The 15,766-nt window shown below is 73.7% G+C and carries 15 protein-coding genes; 11 read left to right on the top strand and 4 right to left on the bottom strand.

Translation table 11 applies throughout. The annotated features are described in order from the left end of the window. The first annotated feature begins 359 nt into the window (after positions 1 to 359). Genes PVK37_RS31025 through PVK37_RS30985 form a run of 9 tightly spaced genes read left to right on the top strand, consistent with a single transcriptional unit; the run spans position 360 to position 9,952 of the window. Positions 360 to 2,771 (top strand): PEP/pyruvate-binding domain-containing protein, encoded by a 2,412-nt coding sequence (locus PVK37_RS31025; RefSeq protein WP_275031416.1) that lies wholly within the window; start codon positions 360 to 362, stop codon positions 2,769 to 2,771. 5 nt (positions 2,772 to 2,776) lie between these two features. Further along, positions 2,777 to 3,376: a gamma-glutamyl-gamma-aminobutyrate hydrolase family protein gene (locus tag PVK37_RS31020; RefSeq protein ID WP_275031415.1), complete on the top strand. Its 600-nt coding sequence runs from the start codon at positions 2,777 to 2,779 to the stop codon at positions 3,374 to 3,376. Continuing rightward, the gene (locus tag PVK37_RS31015) at positions 3,373 to 4,137 is read left to right on the top strand and encodes a phosphocholine cytidylyltransferase family protein (RefSeq protein ID WP_275031413.1); all 765 of its coding nucleotides are present in this window, start codon (positions 3,373 to 3,375) and stop codon (positions 4,135 to 4,137) included. The genes PVK37_RS31020 and PVK37_RS31015 overlap by 4 nt, the downstream gene beginning before the upstream one ends. Next, on the top strand, positions 4,134 to 4,649 hold the full coding sequence (locus PVK37_RS31010; protein WP_275031411.1) for an adenylyl-sulfate kinase: 516 nt from the start codon (positions 4,134 to 4,136) through the stop codon (positions 4,647 to 4,649). The genes PVK37_RS31015 and PVK37_RS31010 overlap by 4 nt, the downstream gene beginning before the upstream one ends. Continuing rightward, entirely contained in the window at positions 4,646 to 5,878 is a 1,233-nt protein-coding gene (locus PVK37_RS31005) for an SGNH/GDSL hydrolase family protein (RefSeq protein WP_275031409.1), read from the top strand. The genes PVK37_RS31010 and PVK37_RS31005 overlap by 4 nt, the downstream gene beginning before the upstream one ends. A 21-nt stretch (positions 5,879 to 5,899) precedes the next feature. Further along, entirely contained in the window at positions 5,900 to 6,775 is an 876-nt protein-coding gene (locus PVK37_RS31000) for an alpha/beta fold hydrolase (protein WP_275031408.1), read from the top strand. A 41-nt stretch (positions 6,776 to 6,816) separates the two neighbouring features. Continuing rightward, positions 6,817 to 7,599, top strand: a complete 783-nt coding sequence (locus PVK37_RS30995; protein WP_275031407.1) for a class I SAM-dependent methyltransferase — start codon at positions 6,817 to 6,819, stop codon at positions 7,597 to 7,599. Next, entirely contained in the window at positions 7,596 to 8,477 is an 882-nt protein-coding gene (locus tag PVK37_RS30990; protein WP_275031406.1) for a sulfotransferase domain-containing protein, read from the top strand. The genes PVK37_RS30995 and PVK37_RS30990 overlap by 4 nt, the downstream gene beginning before the upstream one ends. Further along, positions 8,474 to 9,952: an MFS transporter gene (locus PVK37_RS30985; RefSeq protein ID WP_275031405.1), complete on the top strand. Its 1,479-nt coding sequence runs from the start codon at positions 8,474 to 8,476 to the stop codon at positions 9,950 to 9,952. The genes PVK37_RS30990 and PVK37_RS30985 overlap by 4 nt, the downstream gene beginning before the upstream one ends. Here the strand turns inward: PVK37_RS30985 and PVK37_RS30980 are convergent. After that, entirely contained in the window at positions 9,930 to 10,715 is a 786-nt protein-coding gene (locus PVK37_RS30980) for a hypothetical protein (protein WP_275031404.1), read from the bottom strand. The genes PVK37_RS30985 and PVK37_RS30980 overlap by 23 nt on opposite strands. A 79-nt stretch (positions 10,716 to 10,794) precedes the next feature. Here PVK37_RS30980 and PVK37_RS30975 point away from each other — a divergent pair, with 79 nt between their 5' ends. Further along, positions 10,795 to 11,445: an MOSC domain-containing protein gene (locus PVK37_RS30975; RefSeq protein WP_275031403.1), complete on the top strand. Its 651-nt coding sequence runs from the start codon at positions 10,795 to 10,797 to the stop codon at positions 11,443 to 11,445. A gap of 97 nt (positions 11,446 to 11,542) precedes the next feature. On the opposite strand, the gene PVK37_RS30970 is transcribed toward PVK37_RS30975, so the two are convergent. From PVK37_RS30970 to PVK37_RS30960, 3 genes are all read right to left on the bottom strand, one after another. Continuing rightward, positions 11,543 to 12,445, bottom strand: a complete 903-nt coding sequence (locus tag PVK37_RS30970; RefSeq protein WP_275031402.1) for a phytanoyl-CoA dioxygenase family protein — start codon at positions 12,443 to 12,445, stop codon at positions 11,543 to 11,545. A gap of 259 nt (positions 12,446 to 12,704) precedes the next feature. Beyond that, the gene (locus PVK37_RS30965; RefSeq protein WP_275031401.1) at positions 12,705 to 13,568 is read right to left on the bottom strand and encodes a hypothetical protein; all 864 of its coding nucleotides are present in this window, start codon (positions 13,566 to 13,568) and stop codon (positions 12,705 to 12,707) included. Positions 13,569 to 13,691: 123 nt separating this feature from the next. Then, positions 13,692 to 14,483: an enoyl-CoA hydratase-related protein gene (locus PVK37_RS30960; protein ID WP_275031400.1), complete on the bottom strand. Its 792-nt coding sequence runs from the start codon at positions 14,481 to 14,483 to the stop codon at positions 13,692 to 13,694. Between the two features lie 19 nt (positions 14,484 to 14,502). Between PVK37_RS30960 and hemW the strand changes: the two genes are divergently transcribed. Then, entirely contained in the window at positions 14,503 to 15,726 is a 1,224-nt protein-coding gene (gene hemW / locus PVK37_RS30955) for a radical SAM family heme chaperone HemW (RefSeq protein ID WP_275031399.1), read from the top strand. Positions 15,727 to 15,766 lie beyond the last annotated feature (40 nt).

The following is a 15,766-nucleotide window of genomic DNA, read 5'->3' as shown; positions in this document are numbered from 1 at the left end:
CCGTCGTCGTCGGGTGCGGGACCGGGTCGCCCGACAGGCCCCGGAGATCGACCGGGCCGCGCACCTTAGCACAGGGGCATCCCGGCGACGGCCACGCGCCGGTCAATCCCCTTTCTCTCTTACCTCATTGACCAGCGACGACAGGTGAATCCGCGTCGTATTCAGATGACGGAATACCGTCTGGTTTATCCACAGTGGGTGCGGGGACGTATTTCTCATGCGGTTACACCGGGCAAGCGGCCGCTCCCGGCGTGAATCGCTGAACCGTCGACGGCACACCGTCGACCAGGACATGCGCACATCCCCAGCCTCGGCCCGGAAGCGTTTCCCCGCTTCGGCCCGGAAAGCGAAGGATAACGATGACGTCCGATCTGATTGCCGCGGCCCCGTCCTCCGGCCCACCACCGGGGCACGGCCCGGACCGGCCGGCCGCGTTGTTCGGCTCCAAGGCCGAGACGCTGGAACAGCTCACGCCGCTGATCCGTACCGCCCGGATCCTGCCGCTGCACCACTTCCCGGTCGGACGCTGGCACGCCGACCGGGACCGCGTCCTCGACGACGTGGCCGCCCTCGACTGGGGGCACCGGCCACTGATCGTGCGCAGCAGCACCCGCCAGGAGGACGACCCGGCCACGATGATGCCCGGCGGCTACCGCTCGGTGGGCGGGGTCGAGGGACGCGCCGCGCTGCGGGACGCTGTCGAGGACGTCATCGCGTCCTACCGGGAACGCCCCGGCGACCCGGCCGCCTGGTCGCTCGACGAGCAGTTGGTGCTGGTCCAGCCGTACGTCTGCGACGCCACCATGACCGGGGTGGTGTTCACCTGCGACCCGAACACCGGCGCCCCGTACCTGGTGGTCAACTACGAGCAGGGCGGTGACCCGTCGGCGGTCACCAACGGGCACCGGGCCCGGCTGCACACCTACTACGCCTGGCGGGGCGCGATCCGACCCGGGGTCGACCCCCGGCTGCGCCGGCTGACGGCGCTCGCGGCCGAACTGGAGGACCTGTTCGGCCAGGCCAACCTCGACATCGAGTTCGCCTACGACCGGGCCGACGAGCTGTACCTGCTCCAGGTGCGTCCGCTGGTGGTGCCGGCGGACGGCGACAACGAGGCGCACCAGCGGGGCCTGGACGCGGTGGCGGAGAAGGTGCGTACCGCCGGCCAGCCGCACCCCCGGCTGCTGGGCGAGCGGACCGTCTTCGGGGTGATGCCGGACTGGAACCCCGCCGAGATCGTCGGCACCCGGCCCCGGCCGCTCGCCCTGTCGCTGTACCGCCGGCTCATCACCGACGCCCAGTGGGCCGACCAGCGGGCCCGGTACGGGTACCGGGACGTGCGGGGCTTCCCGCTGATGCTCGACTTCTTCGGGCTGCCCTACGTCGACGTGCGGGAGAGCTGCAACTCGCTGATCCCCGCCAGCGTCGACGACCACCTGGCGGCCCGCCTGGTCGACCACTGCGTCGACCGGCTCACCCGTCGCCCCGAGCTGCACGACAAGGTCGAGTTCGAGGTGGTCTTCTCCTGCTACTCGTTCACCCTGCGGCAGCGGCTGGCGGACCAGACCGGTGACCTGTTCAGCGCGCGGGAACGCGACGACCTGGTCGCCGCCCTGCGGACCCTCACCAACGACCTGATGGACCCCGACCATCCGGCCCGCCGCGAGGACCTGGCCAACATCACCTCGCTCGGCGCGAAACTCGACCAGGTACGCCGGTCGGAGCTGGACCTGCCGGCCCAGATCTACTGGCTGCTGGAGGACTGCCGGCGGTTCGGCACGCTGGCCTTCGCCGGCTTCGCGCGGCTGGGCTTCGTCGCCACCGAGATCCTGCGCTCGCTGGTGGCGGTGGGGGTGCTCACCGAGGCGGACGTGGCCCGGCTGATGGCCTCCCTGGACACGGTGACCAACCGGATGCTGCACGACCGCGCGCTGCTGAGCCGGGAGGACTTCCTGGACCGGTACGGCTTCCTGCGTCCGGGCACGTACGACATCCGCTGCCCACGCTACGACGAGGACCCCGACGGCTACTTCGACTGGCCCGGCCGGCGGCCGCCCGGCGACCCGCGACAGCCGTTCGAGCTGCCGGCGGACACCATGCGGGCCATCGACGACCTGCTTCGCCAGCACCGCCTCGACCAGGACGCGTACGGGCTGTTGGCGTTCATCGTCACCAGCATCGAGCACCGGGAGAACGCCAAGTTCGAGTTCTCCCGGCACCTCAGCGAGGCGCTGTCGCTGCTGCGGCAGCTCGGCGGCGGCGTGGGCCTGTCCCCGGACGACATGTCGTACGTGGGCGTGGACTGCGTGGACACCCTCTACCGCAGCGCGTCCAGCCCGGCGGAGGTGCTGGCCCGGTGCGCCGCCGACGGCCGGCAGCAGTACGGGTTGACCCGCCGGCTGGTGCTGCCGCCGATCATCACCGGGCCCGCCGACGTGACCGCCTTCCACGTGCCCGGTACCGAACCGAACTACGTGACCCAGTGTCGCGCGACCGGCCCGGTGGCGCAGGTGTCGACGCACCCCACCGACCTGCGCGGTCGGATCCTCATGCTGCCCAGCGGCGACCCCGGGTACGACTGGATCTTCTCCGAGGGGGTGGCCGGCTTCGTCACCCGCTACGGCGGCGCGAACTCGCACATGGCGATCCGGGCCCACCAGTTCGGGGTGCCGGCGGTGATCGGCGTCGGCGAGACCCTGTACGACCGGTGGTCGTCGGCGAACCGGCTGACCATCGACTGCCTGAACCGCCGGGTGGAGCTGCTGCGATGAGGTGCGTGGCGGTCTCCTCGCGGGTGCTGGTCGACGCCACCCACGGCACCCGCAGCGACGCGGTCGACCAGCGCTGGTGGCCGCTGCTGGCGGCCGGCGGCCTGTGCGGGGTGCCGGTACCGAACCATCCGGAGACGGCGGACCGGCTGCTGCGCCGGGTACGCCCCGACGGTGTCCTGCTGACCGGCGGCAACGACCTGGCCGAACTCGGCGGGGACGCCCCGGAACGGGACGCCACCGAGGCGGCGCTGCTCGACGCGGCACTGGGCGCGAACCTGCCGGTGGTGGCGGTGTGCCGGGGCATGCAACTGCTGCTGCGCCGGTTCGGGGTGCCGCTGTCCCGGGTGGCCGGGCACGTGACCGCCCGGCAGACCGTACTGGTCGACGGCCGGCAGCGGGTGGTCAACAGCTACCACCACTGGGCCGCGCACACCACCCGGACGCCGCTGCGGGCCTGGGCCCGTACCGCCGACGGGGTGGTGAAGGGGGTACGGCACGAGACGGCACCGGTGGTGGGCCTGATGTGGCACCCGGAACGACTCCCGCACCACCTGGCCCGGGAGGACGTCGCGCTGTTCCGGTCGCACTTCGGGGCCCTCCGGTGAGGGGCGTCGTGCTGGCCGCCGGACGGGGCAGCCGGCTGGGTGAACTGACCGCGCGGCGACCCAAGTGCCTGGTGCCGCTGGCCGGGCGACCGCTGCTGGACTGGCAGCGCGCGGCGCTGACCGCCGGCGGCGTCACCGAGCTGGCGGTGGTGGCCGGCTACCGCGCCGACCTGGTGGCCGCGCAGGGGCTGCCGGTGTTCCCGGCCCCCCGGTGGGAGCGGACCAACATGGTCGGCTCGCTGCTCGCCGCCGCGCCGTGGCTGCGGTCCGGGCCGTGCGTCGTCTCGTACGGCGACATCGTCTACTCGGCGGCCACCGTGCGGAACCTCCTCGCCGCCGACGGGGACCTCGCCATCAGTTACGACCCGGACTGGTTGCGGCTGTGGCGGCTGCGGTTCGCCGACCCGCTGGACGACGCGGAGACGTTCCGGCGGCGGCCGGACGGCACGCTTTCCGAGATCGGTGGCACCCCGCACTCGGTGGACGAGGTGACCGGCCAGTACCTGGGCCTGCTGCGGTTCACCCCACCGGCCTGGGCGGCGGTGGAACGGCTGCTGGCCGGGCTGCCGCCCCGGCAGGTGGACGCCCTGGACCTGACCAGCCTGCTCCAGGCCCTGGTCGACGCCGGGGAACGGATCGGCACCGTGCCGTGCCCGGACGCCTGGGCCGAGGTGGACGACGCCGACGACCTCGCGGTCGCCACGGACCTGGTCCGGCGGGGACGGCTGGCGTTCGCCGGAGGACAGGAGGCGCGGAGATGATCGTCTGGTTGATCGGGCTGTCCGGGGCGGGCAAGACCACGGTGGGGCTGCGCCTCGCCGCCCGGCTGCGCGCCGACCACCCCAACCTGGTCTACCTGGACGGTGACCTGCTGCGGGAGGTCTGGGGCGGCACGCTGTCGCACGACGTGGCCGGCCGGCGGGTGAACGCCGAGCGGCTGAGCCGGCTGTGCCGGATGCTCGACCAGCAGGACATCCACGTGGTCGCGGCGGTGCTGTCCATCTTCCCGGAGTGGCAGCGGTGGAACCGGGAACATCTCGACGGCTACTTCGAGGTGCTGCTGGACGTGCCGATGGAGGTGGTGGTCGAGCGGGACACCAAGGGCCTCTACCGGGCGGCGCTGGCCGGCGCGGCGAGCGACGTCGTCGGCGTGGACATCCCGTTCCCCCGGCCGGCCGAACCGGACCTGGTGCTGGACAGCTCCGGCCGGGACGGTACGCCGGAGGACCTGGTCGAGCGGATCCTGGACGCGCTGGCGGTGCGGGTCGGATGAGACTTTCCAGGCTTCTCGCCGTGCCGGCCGGGTATCTCGCCGTGGAGGCCGGCGTCGCCGCGCTGGTGCACCGGCTGCGTCCGGACTTCCCCTGGCTGGTCACCGCGCGGGACACCGCGCCCGCCATCGCGCCGGCCCTGGTCGACCGGCACGTGGCCCGCTCGTTCGACCCGGAGCTGGGCTGGTGCCGCCGCCCGGGGGAGCGGGGCACCGAGCCCACCGACCGGGGCACCACCGGCTACCGGCTGGACGGGCGGGCCCGCCGGCACGATCCCCGGCTGGCGGACGGGCCCGCGCCGGTCGCGGCGTTCGGGGACTCGTTCACGTTCTGCCGGCTGGTCGACGACGACCAGACCTGGCCGCACCAGCTCGGCCGGCTCCTCGACGTCGGGGTGGCGAACTACGGCGTCGGCAACTACGGGCTCGACCAGGCCCTGCTGCGACTGGAACGGGAACTGCCGACGCTGGAGTCCCAGGTGGTGATCATGGGCGTGGTGCCGGAGACCATCGCCCGGGTGCACTCGTACTGGAAGCACTTCTTCGAGTACGGCAACGTGCTCGCCTTCAAGCCCCGGTTCACCCTGGACCCGGGCGGGCTGACCCTGCACCCCAGCCCGATCCGCGCGCCCGGTGACTACGCCACCTACCACGCCCGGCTGCCGGAGATCACCGCGCTGGACCCGTTCCACGCCGCGAAGTTCCGCCGCGACGTGCTCGGCTTCCCGTACCTGCCCAAGCTCGTCCGGCGGGGCCAGCGGCACCTGCCGGTGCTCGGACACCTGCTCACCGGCCTGGGCCGTGGCCCGCAGCGGCGGGAGCGGGCCCGGCGGGCCGCGTTCGGCGTGGTCCTGCGGGACAACGCCCGGTGGACCCGGCGGCTCTACGCCGACCCGGCGGCCCGCCGCCTGCTGGCCGCGCTGGTCGAACGGTTCGCCACGGTCTGCCGCACCGCCGGCAAACACCCGGTCCTGGTGGTCGTCCCGCAACTGGCCGACCTGGACCGGGCCGACGGCGGCACCGCCCACCAGCGGACCTTCGCCGAGCTGGGCACGGTGCTGCCGGTGGTGGACCTCACCACCCGGTTCCGGCGGGAACCGGACCGCACCGCGCTCTACACGCACGGCCGGCTGGGGCCGCACTGCGGCCCGCACGGCAACGCCCTGGTCGCCGACGCCCTCGGACCGGTGGTCCGGGACCTGCTCCGGCCGCCGGCCGCGAGCCACCGATAACCCGCGAGAGGAGCACCACGCATGTACGCGGACATCCGGGGCACCCGGATCTTCTTCGACATCGAGGGCGCCGGACTGGTGCCCGACGGAGCCGGGATGCGGCAGAAACCCGTCCTCTTCGTGGTCCCCGGCGGACCGGGCGGCGACCACAGCGGCTTCAAACCGGCCTACTCCCCGCTGAGCGAGAAGGCGCAGCTGGTCTACTTCGACCATCGCGGCAGCGGCCGGTCCGACCCCGCGCCGCCGGAGACGTACACCATGGACGACCACGTGGCGGACCTGGAGGCGCTGCGCCAGCACCTCGGCCTCGACCGGATCGGCCTGCTCGGCATCTCGTACGGCGGCATGGTCTCGCTGTCCTACGCGGTCCGCTACCCGCACCGGCTCAGCCACCTGATCCTGGTGGTGACCGCACCGGACCACCGGTTCCTCAAGCGCGCCCAGGAGACGGTCGCCGAGCGCGGCACGCCCGCCCAGCAGGAGGTGGCCGCGCGACTGTTCGCCGGGGCCTTCGCCAGTGCCGACGAGATGCGGGAGTACTTCGAGACGATGGGGCCGCTGTACTCCCGGCGGTTCGACCTGAGCCGCGAACGCTCCCGCCAGCCGATCTTCTCGCCGGAGGCGATCAACGCGGCGTACGGCCGTGACCTGCACACCTACGACGTCACCGGGCAGCTCGCCGACATCACCGTACCCACCCAGGTGATCGGGGCCCGACACGACTGGATCTGCGCCCCCGAGTTCTCCGAGGAGATCGCGGCGGCCATCCCCGGCGCGCAACTGCGCATGTTCGAGAACAGCGGCCACAACGTCGCCGACGACGAGTACCCGGCCTTCATCGACGTGATCCGCGGCTTCCTCGACTACCCACCCGTCCCGCCCAGCCGGAAGGAGTGAACCGCCCAGCCCACCCGACACCCCGAAAGGACACCCCTGAGATGACCTCGACCCAGCAGTACGTCAAGTGGGACTACACCCACCTCGCCGCCACCTACACCCAGCGGCCCGCCTACGCGCCCAGGGCGATCGACCGGATCGTCGCCACCACCGGCCGCCCCACCCCCCGGGTCGCCGACGTCGGGGCGGGCAACGCCCACCTGACGGTCGACCTGCTGGCCCGCGGCTGCCTGGTGGACGCCGTCGAACCCAACGACGCCATGCGCGCCATCGGCATCGAACGCACCAGCGGCGGCACGGTCACCTGGCACGTCGCCGTCGGTGAGGAGACCGGCCTGCCCTCCGACACGTACGACCTGGTGACGTTCGGGTCGTCGTTCGCCACCACGGACCGGCCGTTGGCGCTGCGGGAGACCGTCCGGATCCTGCGCGAGGGGGGCTGGTTCGCCTGCATCTGGAACCACCGTGACCTGACCGACCCGACCCAGGCCGCCGTCGAGGACATCATCCGCCGGCGCATCCCCGGCTACGGGTACGGGGTCCGCCGCGAGGACCAGGCCCCGGTGATCCGGGCCAGCGGCCTGTTCGAGGAGCCCGAGGTGCTGCGGGAGCCGGTGCGGCACCGGGTGTCGGTGCCGGACTGGTTGGCCGCCTGGCGGTCCCACGGGATCCTGGAGAGCCAGGCCGGCGACCAGTTCGAGGCGATCCTCGCCGACATCGACGACTACGTCCGGTCGCTGCGGGTGGACGAGCTGGACATCCCGTACGAGACGGTCGGCTGGCTGGCGCGGGCCCGGTCCCGGGCAGCGGTGGACCGCCCGTGACCACGCTGCCGGACAGCCGGCGCGCCGACGCCCGGGTCAGTGACCTGTACCGCCGGAACGTGAGCCGACTCGGCCCCGACGACATCGTCGTCGCCAGCCACGGCGGCTCGGGCCAGTCGTTGATCGGCAACATCCTGGCCGAACTGCGCCTGAACTACGTCGACGCGTACACCGAGGAACTGCACCGCGACGGACGGGCGGTCGTCGCGGCGGCGCACACCCCGTACCGCCGGCATCTCGCCTCCCAGCACGACAAGGACGTCGGCGGGGCCGAACCGGTCCGGCGCTGGCCGCGGTTCGTCAAGACCCACCACCCGCCGGCGGTCTTCGGCGACGCACCCGTCGGTGGCGTCTGGATCCTGGTGCGCGACCCCCGGGACGCCATCTACGCCAGCCACCAGTGGCGGGTCGGGTTCGCCGAGGAGGAGTGGGACCGGGTGCCGGCCAGCTTCCCCGACTGGCTGCGGGGTCCGGGGGACTTCAGCCCGAGCCCGGTCGACGACTGGCCCGCCTTCTACACGGCGTGGGCCCGCCGGGCGGACAGCTGCGCACACGTCGACGTGCTGCGCTTCGAGGACCTGAAGACCCGCCCGGTCGAGGTGGTCGCCACGGCGCTGGGCCGGCTCGGCGTCGCCGTCGACCGGGACGCCGTCGCCGCCGCCGTCGAGGCCAGCTCGTTCGACCGGATGCGGGCCCACGAGGACCGGGTGGCGGCCGGCGACGGTGACCCGGCGACCGCCACCCGCCGGGTCGTCCGGGAGGGGCGTACCCAGGGCTGGAAGCGCTGGATGACGCCCGAGCTGGCGACCCTGTTCACCGGCCCGGACCTGCGGCTGGTGGCCGCCGAGTACGGCTACCAGTTGCCGGGGGCGCCGTGACCGAGACCCTGCGGCCGGTCGCGCCGGAGGCCACCGGGCCTCCGGCCGGCCGGTCCTGGGCGGTGGCCCTGCTGCTGGCGAGCGCCTCGTTCCTGGTGCTGTTCGACAGCCTGGCCGTCGCCACGGCACTGCCGGCGATCGGTGCCGAGTTCGGGTTGCGTCCCGGCGTCCTGCAGTGGGTGGTGAGCCTCTACTCGCTGGCCATCGGCGCGTTCCTGCTGCTCGGTGGGCGGGTCTGCGACCTGTACGGCCGTCGCCGATTCCTGGTGGCGAGCCTGGTGCTGTGCACCGGGGCCACCCTGCTGGCCGGACTCGCCCCGACCCTGCCGTTGCTGCTGGCCGGTCGGGCCCTGCAGGGCGTCGCCGCCGCGTTCGCCATTCCCGCCGCGCTGTCCATCGCGGCCAGCCGGTTCGAGACGGAGCCGTGGCGCAGCCGGGTCTTCTCGGTGATCGCCTTCGCGGCCTGGTCGGCGGGCCTCACCGGCGCGATGCTCGGTGGTTTCGTCACCACCCAGTTCGGCTGGCGGTGGGTGTTCCTGGGCGCCGTGCCGGTCGGGGTGGCGGCGGTCGCCGCGACACTGGTCCTGCTGCCCGACGACCGGCCGCGCGCCGCGCGGGGCGAACGGCTCGACGTGGCCGGCGCCCTGCTGGTCAGCGCCGGACTCGTCCTGCTGCTGCTGGGCCTCCAGGAGACCGGCGAGCGGGCCGGGCTGCTCCGTCCCGTGCTGTTCGGCGGGACCGGCCTGGTCCTGCTGGCCGTGCTGGTGCTGGTCGAACGCCGGTCGGCGGACCCGCTGGTGAAGCCCCGTCTGCTCCGGTCCCGGCGCCGGGCCGGCAGCTACCTCGCCTTCGCCACCTACTGCGCCGGTTACAACGCGGTGATCGTGATCGGCAGCCTGGCCCTGCAACAGCGGCACGGCCTGTCCGCCGAGGCGGCCGGGCTGACCCTGTCGCCGGTCCTCGTCGGCGGCGTGGTCAGCTCCCTGCTGGGGCCGGCGTTGCTGCGCCGGTTCAGCTCGCGGACCCTGGTGGTCACCGCGATGGCGCTGTGCGCCCTGTCGCTGGCGATGATCGCCACCCGGGACAGCGTCGCCGGGTTCCTCCCGTGGCTGGTGCTGTGGGGTCTGTGCTCCGGGCCGGTCTACGTCGGGCTCACCCGGGAGTGCATCAGCGAGGCCCCGGCGGACGACCGGGGCACCGCCTCGGCGCTGTTCGAGTCGATGAGCCACCTCGGCGGGGCGGTGGCGATCGCCGGCTACCTGACGATGCTCGGCGCGGGTGTCGGCTTCCGCGCCACCGAACTGGTCGGCGCGGCGGTGGTGGCGCTCGGTGGCCTCCTCACCTTCCTCCTGGTCCCACGCCGGGACACCGAGCCGGAGCGGTCGGCGGCCGTCGACCCGGGCGGGTCGGGCGATCCGGTCAGGCCGGGTGGGCCGGGCGGGCCGACGAGGGTCAGCAGAACCGCTCGACCGTGACCGGGACCAGGCCCTGCCGGCGCAACGACGTGGTCAGCTCACGCAGCACCGGTCGTACCGTCCCGTCCCGGCCGGTCGCCAGGTCCACGGTCACGTCCAGGCAGTACGCCCCGACCGAGCCGATCCGGCGCAGCTCCCACCGGAACGTGTCGGCCCCGACCCGCCGGTGGGCGGTGCCGAGCACCCCCGTCGACCGGGTGGCGGCCGGCCGGACCATCCGCCACTCGTCCGCCAGCCGGGCCAGGCCGTCCGGGGTCAACTCGTGGGCGAACAGCACCCGGTACGTCCGGGTGGCCTGACCGCCGGGGGCGACCGGGGTCGGGTTCAGCACCAGCGGCGGGGCCACCCTCCGGGGCTCGCCCTCGGCCAGCCGGCCGCGCAGGGTGTCCTCGTCCGGCAACGTGCCCCCGCCGAGCCGGTGGTAGACGGCCGCGACGTCGGGGCGGGCCGCGCCGACCACCCGGCCGCGTAGCGCCGGGTCGGTCCGTAGCCGGCGGCTCAGGTCCGGTGCCGTCCACCAGCCCACCTCACCCGGCGTCCAGGCGGCGCTGTCGATCCGGCGGACCGTGTGGTCCGCGTCGAACCGGAACTCCTCGACCACGATCCCCTCGACCGGACCGCCGTACCCGTTCCACCCGGCGTCCGGCTGCCGGGGACACACCAGGTAGTAGTCCAGCTCTGGCACCGGCCCGGCGGCGGGCCGTGGCGTCGGCCGGGGCCGTCGGACGGGCACCGGCCCGGGACCGGTACGGGAGGTGGTCACCCCGGCATTGTCGACTCCCCGGAGTGGACCTCGGGGACGACTCGCCGACCGGCGGACGCCCGCCCGTAGGCTGGCGCGCATGACGGGCAGGTTGGTGTCGGTGAACGTCGGTGTGGTGACCGAGGCGGAGTGGGCCGGCGACGCGAGTGGACGCAGCGGGATCGACAAGCGGCCGGTGGCCGGCCGGGTGCCGGTCCGGGCGACCGGGGTGACCGGTGACTTCATCGCGGAACGGGCCCACCACGGCGGCCCCGACCAGGCGGTGTACGCCTACGCGCGGGAGGACGCCGACCGGTGGGCGGCCGAACTCGGCCGGGCCGTGCCGCCGGGGAGCTTCGGCGAGAACCTCAGCACGTTCGGCGTGGACGTGACCGGCGCGGTCATCGGCGAGGAGTGGGCGGTCGGGTCCGCGCTGCTCCAGGTCACCAAGCCGCGTACGCCCTGCCGGACGTTCGCCGGTTTCTGGGGCGTACCGGACCTGATCAAGCGGTTCACCGAGCGGGCGCTGCCCGGGGCGTACCTGCGGGTGCTCCGGGCGGGTGAGGTCGGCGTGGGGGACCCGGTCGAGGTGGTGAGCCGGCCCGCGCACGGGGTCACCGTCGGTGAGGTGTTCCGGGCCCTGAACCGGGAACCGGAGCTGCTGCCCCGCCTGCTCGACGTACCCGACCTGCCCGAACCCGTCCGGGACAAGGCCCGTCGCCGACTGGTCGCCGGAGTCGGGCCGGCCTGACCACGGCACCGGCCGCGCGACGCGGGCGTCGGGCCGGGGTCCGCCGGGGCACCCTGTCGCCCGGCACGCGGCGACAGGGTGGCCTGCGACGGACGGCTCAGCGGAGCCAGGGGATGTTGCGGTTGAGCAGGCCGCGCTCCTTGAGTTCCTTGCGGAGCGGGATCTCGTCGTCGATGTACCCGTTCCAGTTGATGCCCCAGTAGTTCGCGGTGTGGGTGCCCTCACCGCAGAGCTGGCGCTGTACCGGCGTGCGGTTGGCCCACCACTCGCCGTCCTTGTCGATGTGCAGCTCGTCCAGCGGACGGATCCACCGGTAGGTGTAGCCGACGAAGAGCATCTTCCGGGTGATGGTCGACAGGTTCGTCGACCGGGAGTGCCACTGGCGGCGGTCGAAGATGAAGGCGTCACCCGGGTTGGCGGTGATCTCCACCGTGCCCTCCGGGTCCGGGTTGTGCACGGTCAGGTCGTCCGGGCGGGGCAGTGAGTTCCACAGGTGGCTGCCCGGGATGACCTTGGTCGCGCCGCGACCGTGCTCGGACAGGTCGGAGAGCACGTAGGCGACCTTGAGCGAGAACATCGGCCGGGGCAGGTTCGGGTCCATCGTCTCCGGGTCGGAGTTCTGCCGGTACCCGTCCTGGTGCCAACCCCAGTACGGCTTCTCCGGCTCCGCCGCCGGCGGGGTGACGTCGAGGTGGTTGTGGTGGGTGTAGATGTTCCAGCCGGCCAGCCCCCACATGTACGGGAAGGCGATCGGGTGGGTGAGCAGGTCGCCGAAGAGTTCGTCCCGCTCGAGGAAGCCCAGCAGGTGCAGGGTTCCGTCCTTGGTGGTGTTGCCCTTGGCCTTCTCCTCGGCGTAGACCCGGTCGACCGCCTCCTCGAGCGCGGCCCGGTGGTCCTCGGTCAGTACGTTGCGCAGCAGCAGGAAGCCCTGCTCGTGGAACTCCTTGCGATCGACATCGCTGATCGGCTCGTAGCCGGTACGGCCTCCGTAGTCGAACACGCCGTCCACCCTCCCCATGAGGAACCCGTCATTTCTGGCACAGACGGCCGATGGTAACGCGGTGCCGCGAGGCGGTGCGTCCGACACCCGACCCACCGGACCCTGGCCCGACGGTGGACGGCACCCCGGCTGGCCGGCGGTCCGGCACGACGGAAGAACCGCAGGTCAGCGGAGATTCACCAGGGACGAAGCCCCGGCCCATGCCGCGCCGGCGGCTCCGGCTCACGCCTCGACCCAGCGCCGCGCCGGCAGCTCCGGCTCACGCCTCGGCGAAGACCTCGGCGACCACCTTCGTGTCGTGCCGTCCCTTGTCGGAGACCTTCGACCAGGTTCCCGCGTCGGCGGTCCACTCCAGGTCGGCGAACCGGACCCGCTTGACCCCGTGGTCCTGGGCGTGCGACACCAGCCAGTGCGCGTACCGCCAGCCGTCGCGGGGGTCGGCGGCCGGGACGGAGAGCCCGGTCAGCTCGGCCAGACCGCCGGCGGCGGGCAGGCCCCAGTCGAGGGCGAGGCCCTCAGTCAGCGCCGCGGCGGCGGCGTCGCCGCGCATGGCCGGGGTACGCCCGACCGAGCAGGCGACCGCGGCGGTGGCGTCGCCGAGCAGCGCCCGGGTGAGCACCTCGGACTCGTCGGCCCACTTCTGGTACGCCTCGGGGAAGGCCGACCGCTGGACGGCCTGGGCGGCGTCGGTGACCCGCATCTTCTCCCAGCCGCGCACCTTCTTCAGCCCGGCGTAGAACTTGTTGGCGGCGTAGCGCGGGTCGCTGATCTGCTCCGGGGTGCCCCAGCCCTGGCTGGGGCGCTGTTGGAACAGCCCGATCGAGTCCCGGTCGCCGTCGGGCAGGTTCTCCAGCCCGGACTCCTGGAACGCGGTGGCGAGGGCGACGACCACGGCCCGCTCGGGCATGTTCCGCTGGATGCCGATGGCCGCGATGGTGGCGGCGTGCGCCATCTGCTCGGCGTTGAGGCGTACCTGCCCGTCGGCCTGGACGGTGCAGCTCCGGCTCGCCATCGGCAGCCGGAGCTGGCCGCCGAGGTTCCGGACGACGAGATAGATCCCGAGACTGGCGACGACGGCCAGAACGAGGCCGGTTGCCACGATTGCCCGAGTTCGCACCCACACCCCCTGAACAGCAGTCAGCCAAGCGTACGTCCCCGCTGCCAGCACTCCGGGCCGCTGACCGCTTACACCAACTAGGTGCCGTGTCTGGGCTTTTGCCGGGAATGTCGACAGGATGGTCCCTGTCTACCCCGCGTCGAGCGCGCTCACCCATCGGGCCGGCCGCTTCTCGCGGAAGGCGAGCACGCCCTCGCGTCCCTCCGCGGAGAGGAAGTACCCGGTCGACAGGTCGGCCAGCGCCGCCACCTCCCCGCGCAGGTCCGCCCCGGCCGGCCGGCGCAGCAGCTCCTTCGCCCCGGCCAGCGCACCCGGAGCGCCCTGGACCAGCGCCGCGCAGTAGCCGGCCACCGCGTCGTCCAGCTCGGCGGCGGGCACCGCCGCCGTCACCAGGCCCACCTCGGCGGCCCGCCGACCGTCGAAGGTCGCCCCGGTCAGGTACAGCTCGGCCGCCGCGCGGGGGGCCAGCCGGGGCAGCACGGTCGCCGAGATCACCGCCGGGATCACCCCGATCCGCACCTCGGTGAACGCGAACGTCGCCTCCTGCGCGCAGACCGCCAGGTCGGCCGCCGCGATCAGGCCCAGCCCACCGGCCCGCGCCGGCCCGGCCACCCGCGCCACCACCGGCTTCGGGCACTCCCAGACCGCCGCCAGCACGTCGCCGAGCTTCCCGGCCGGCACGCTCCCGCTGGCGTACGCGGCGGCGGTCTCCTTCAGGTCCGCCCCGGAGCAGAAGACCGGGCCGGTGTGGTCGAGCACCACCACCCGCACCGTGTCGTCGGCCACCGCCGCCGCGAGGCCGTCGAGCAGCTCGGTCATCAGGGGCGTGGAGAGCGCGTTGCGGTTGTGCGGGCTGTCCAGGGTGAGCGTGGTCACCCCACGGTCCGTCGACACCCGCACCAGCGCGTCGGGAGAGGTCATGCCGGGCAGACTAGTGGCCATGCCCGGAGTCCTTCCAGAAGGCGAACCCGTCCCGACCGACGGCTCGCTGCCGCCGACCGCCCGACGCGCGGTCGGCGCCCGTGGGTTCGGGGTGTACGTCCACGTGCCCTTCTGCGCCAGCCGCTGCGGCTACTGCGACTTCAACACGTACACCGCCAGCGAACTCGGCGGCGGGGCCAGCCGGGAGACGTACGCGGACACCGTGCTGGCCGAGCTGCGGCTGGCCGCCCGGGTCCTCGGCGACACCCCGCCACCGCGCGTCGACACCGTCTTCGTCGGCGGCGGCACGCCCACCCTGCTGCCCGCCGACGACCTGGCCCGCATCCTGGACGCCGTCGACCGCACCTGGGGGCTGGCCGCCGACGCCGAGGTGACCACCGAGGCCAACCCGGAGTCGGTCACCCCGGCCTCGCTCAAGACGCTGCGGGCCGCCGGCTACACCCGTATCTCGCTGGGCATGCAGTCCGCCGCGCCGGGCGTGCTCGCCGTGCTGGACCGCACCCACTCCGCCGGCCGGGCCACCGCCGCCGCGGTCGAGGCCCGCGACGCCGGTTTCGACCACGTCAACCTCGATCTGATCTACGGTACGCCGGGGGAGCGGGCCGAGGACTTCGCCGCCTCGCTCGACCAGGTGGTCGCCGCCGGGGCGGACCACGTCAGCGCGTACGCCCTGATCGTGGAGGAGGGCACCCGGCTGGCCGCCCGGATGCGGCGGGGCGAGCTGCCGTACCCCTCGGACGACGTGGCGGCGGACCGCTACCTGGCCGCCGAGGCCGCCCTCGACGCGGCCGGTTTCTCCTGGTACGAGGTCTCCAACTGGGCCCGGACGCCGCAGGCGCGCTGCCGGCACAACCTGCTCTACTGGGCCGGCGGCGACTGGTGGGGCCTCGGCCCGGGGGCGCACAGCCACGTCGGCGGGGTACGCTGGTGGAACGTCAAGCACCCCGGCGGGTACGCGGCGAGGCTGGCCGCGGGGGAGTCACCCGGCCTGGCCCGGGAGGTCCTCACCGCCGACGAGGCGCACATGGAGGACGTGATGCTGCGGCTGCGGCTCGCCAGCGGGCTGCCGTTGACCGTGCTGGACCCGGCCGGGCGGGCCGGCGCGGACCGGGCGCGGGCCGCCGGCCTGCTCGACGGGGCGGCGTACGCGCAGGGCCGGGCCGTGCTGACCCTGCGCGGCCGGCTGCTCGCCGACGCCGTGGTCCGCGACCTGCTGCCGTGACGGCGGACCGGCCGCCCCCGGTCGGGTGCCGGACGTGCCG

The sequence above is a fragment of the Micromonospora cathayae genome, from assembly GCF_028993575.1.
GTDB classification, from domain to species: domain Bacteria; phylum Actinomycetota; class Actinomycetes; order Mycobacteriales; family Micromonosporaceae; genus Micromonospora; species Micromonospora cathayae.
Note: the sequence above shows the minus strand (reverse complement) of the source record. Positions and strands in the feature narration are given on the sequence as shown.

Coding starts and splice junctions, on each gene's coding strand:
- PVK37_RS30995 (WP_275031407.1), top strand. CDS start 6,817: ATGACCTCGACCCAGCAGTACGTCAAGTGGGACTACACCCACCTCGCC.
- PVK37_RS31025 (WP_275031416.1), top strand. CDS start 360: ATGACGTCCGATCTGATTGCCGCGGCCCCGTCCTCCGGCCCACCACCG.
- PVK37_RS30960 (WP_275031400.1), bottom strand. CDS start 14,483: ATGACCTCTCCCGACGCGCTGGTGCGGGTGTCGACGGACCGTGGGGTG.
- PVK37_RS31005 (WP_275031409.1), top strand. CDS start 4,646: ATGAGACTTTCCAGGCTTCTCGCCGTGCCGGCCGGGTATCTCGCCGTG.
- hemW (WP_275031399.1), top strand. CDS start 14,503: ATGCCCGGAGTCCTTCCAGAAGGCGAACCCGTCCCGACCGACGGCTCG.
- PVK37_RS30975 (WP_275031403.1), top strand. CDS start 10,795: ATGACGGGCAGGTTGGTGTCGGTGAACGTCGGTGTGGTGACCGAGGCG.
- PVK37_RS31010 (WP_275031411.1), top strand. CDS start 4,134: ATGATCGTCTGGTTGATCGGGCTGTCCGGGGCGGGCAAGACCACGGTG.
- PVK37_RS31000 (WP_275031408.1), top strand. CDS start 5,900: ATGTACGCGGACATCCGGGGCACCCGGATCTTCTTCGACATCGAGGGC.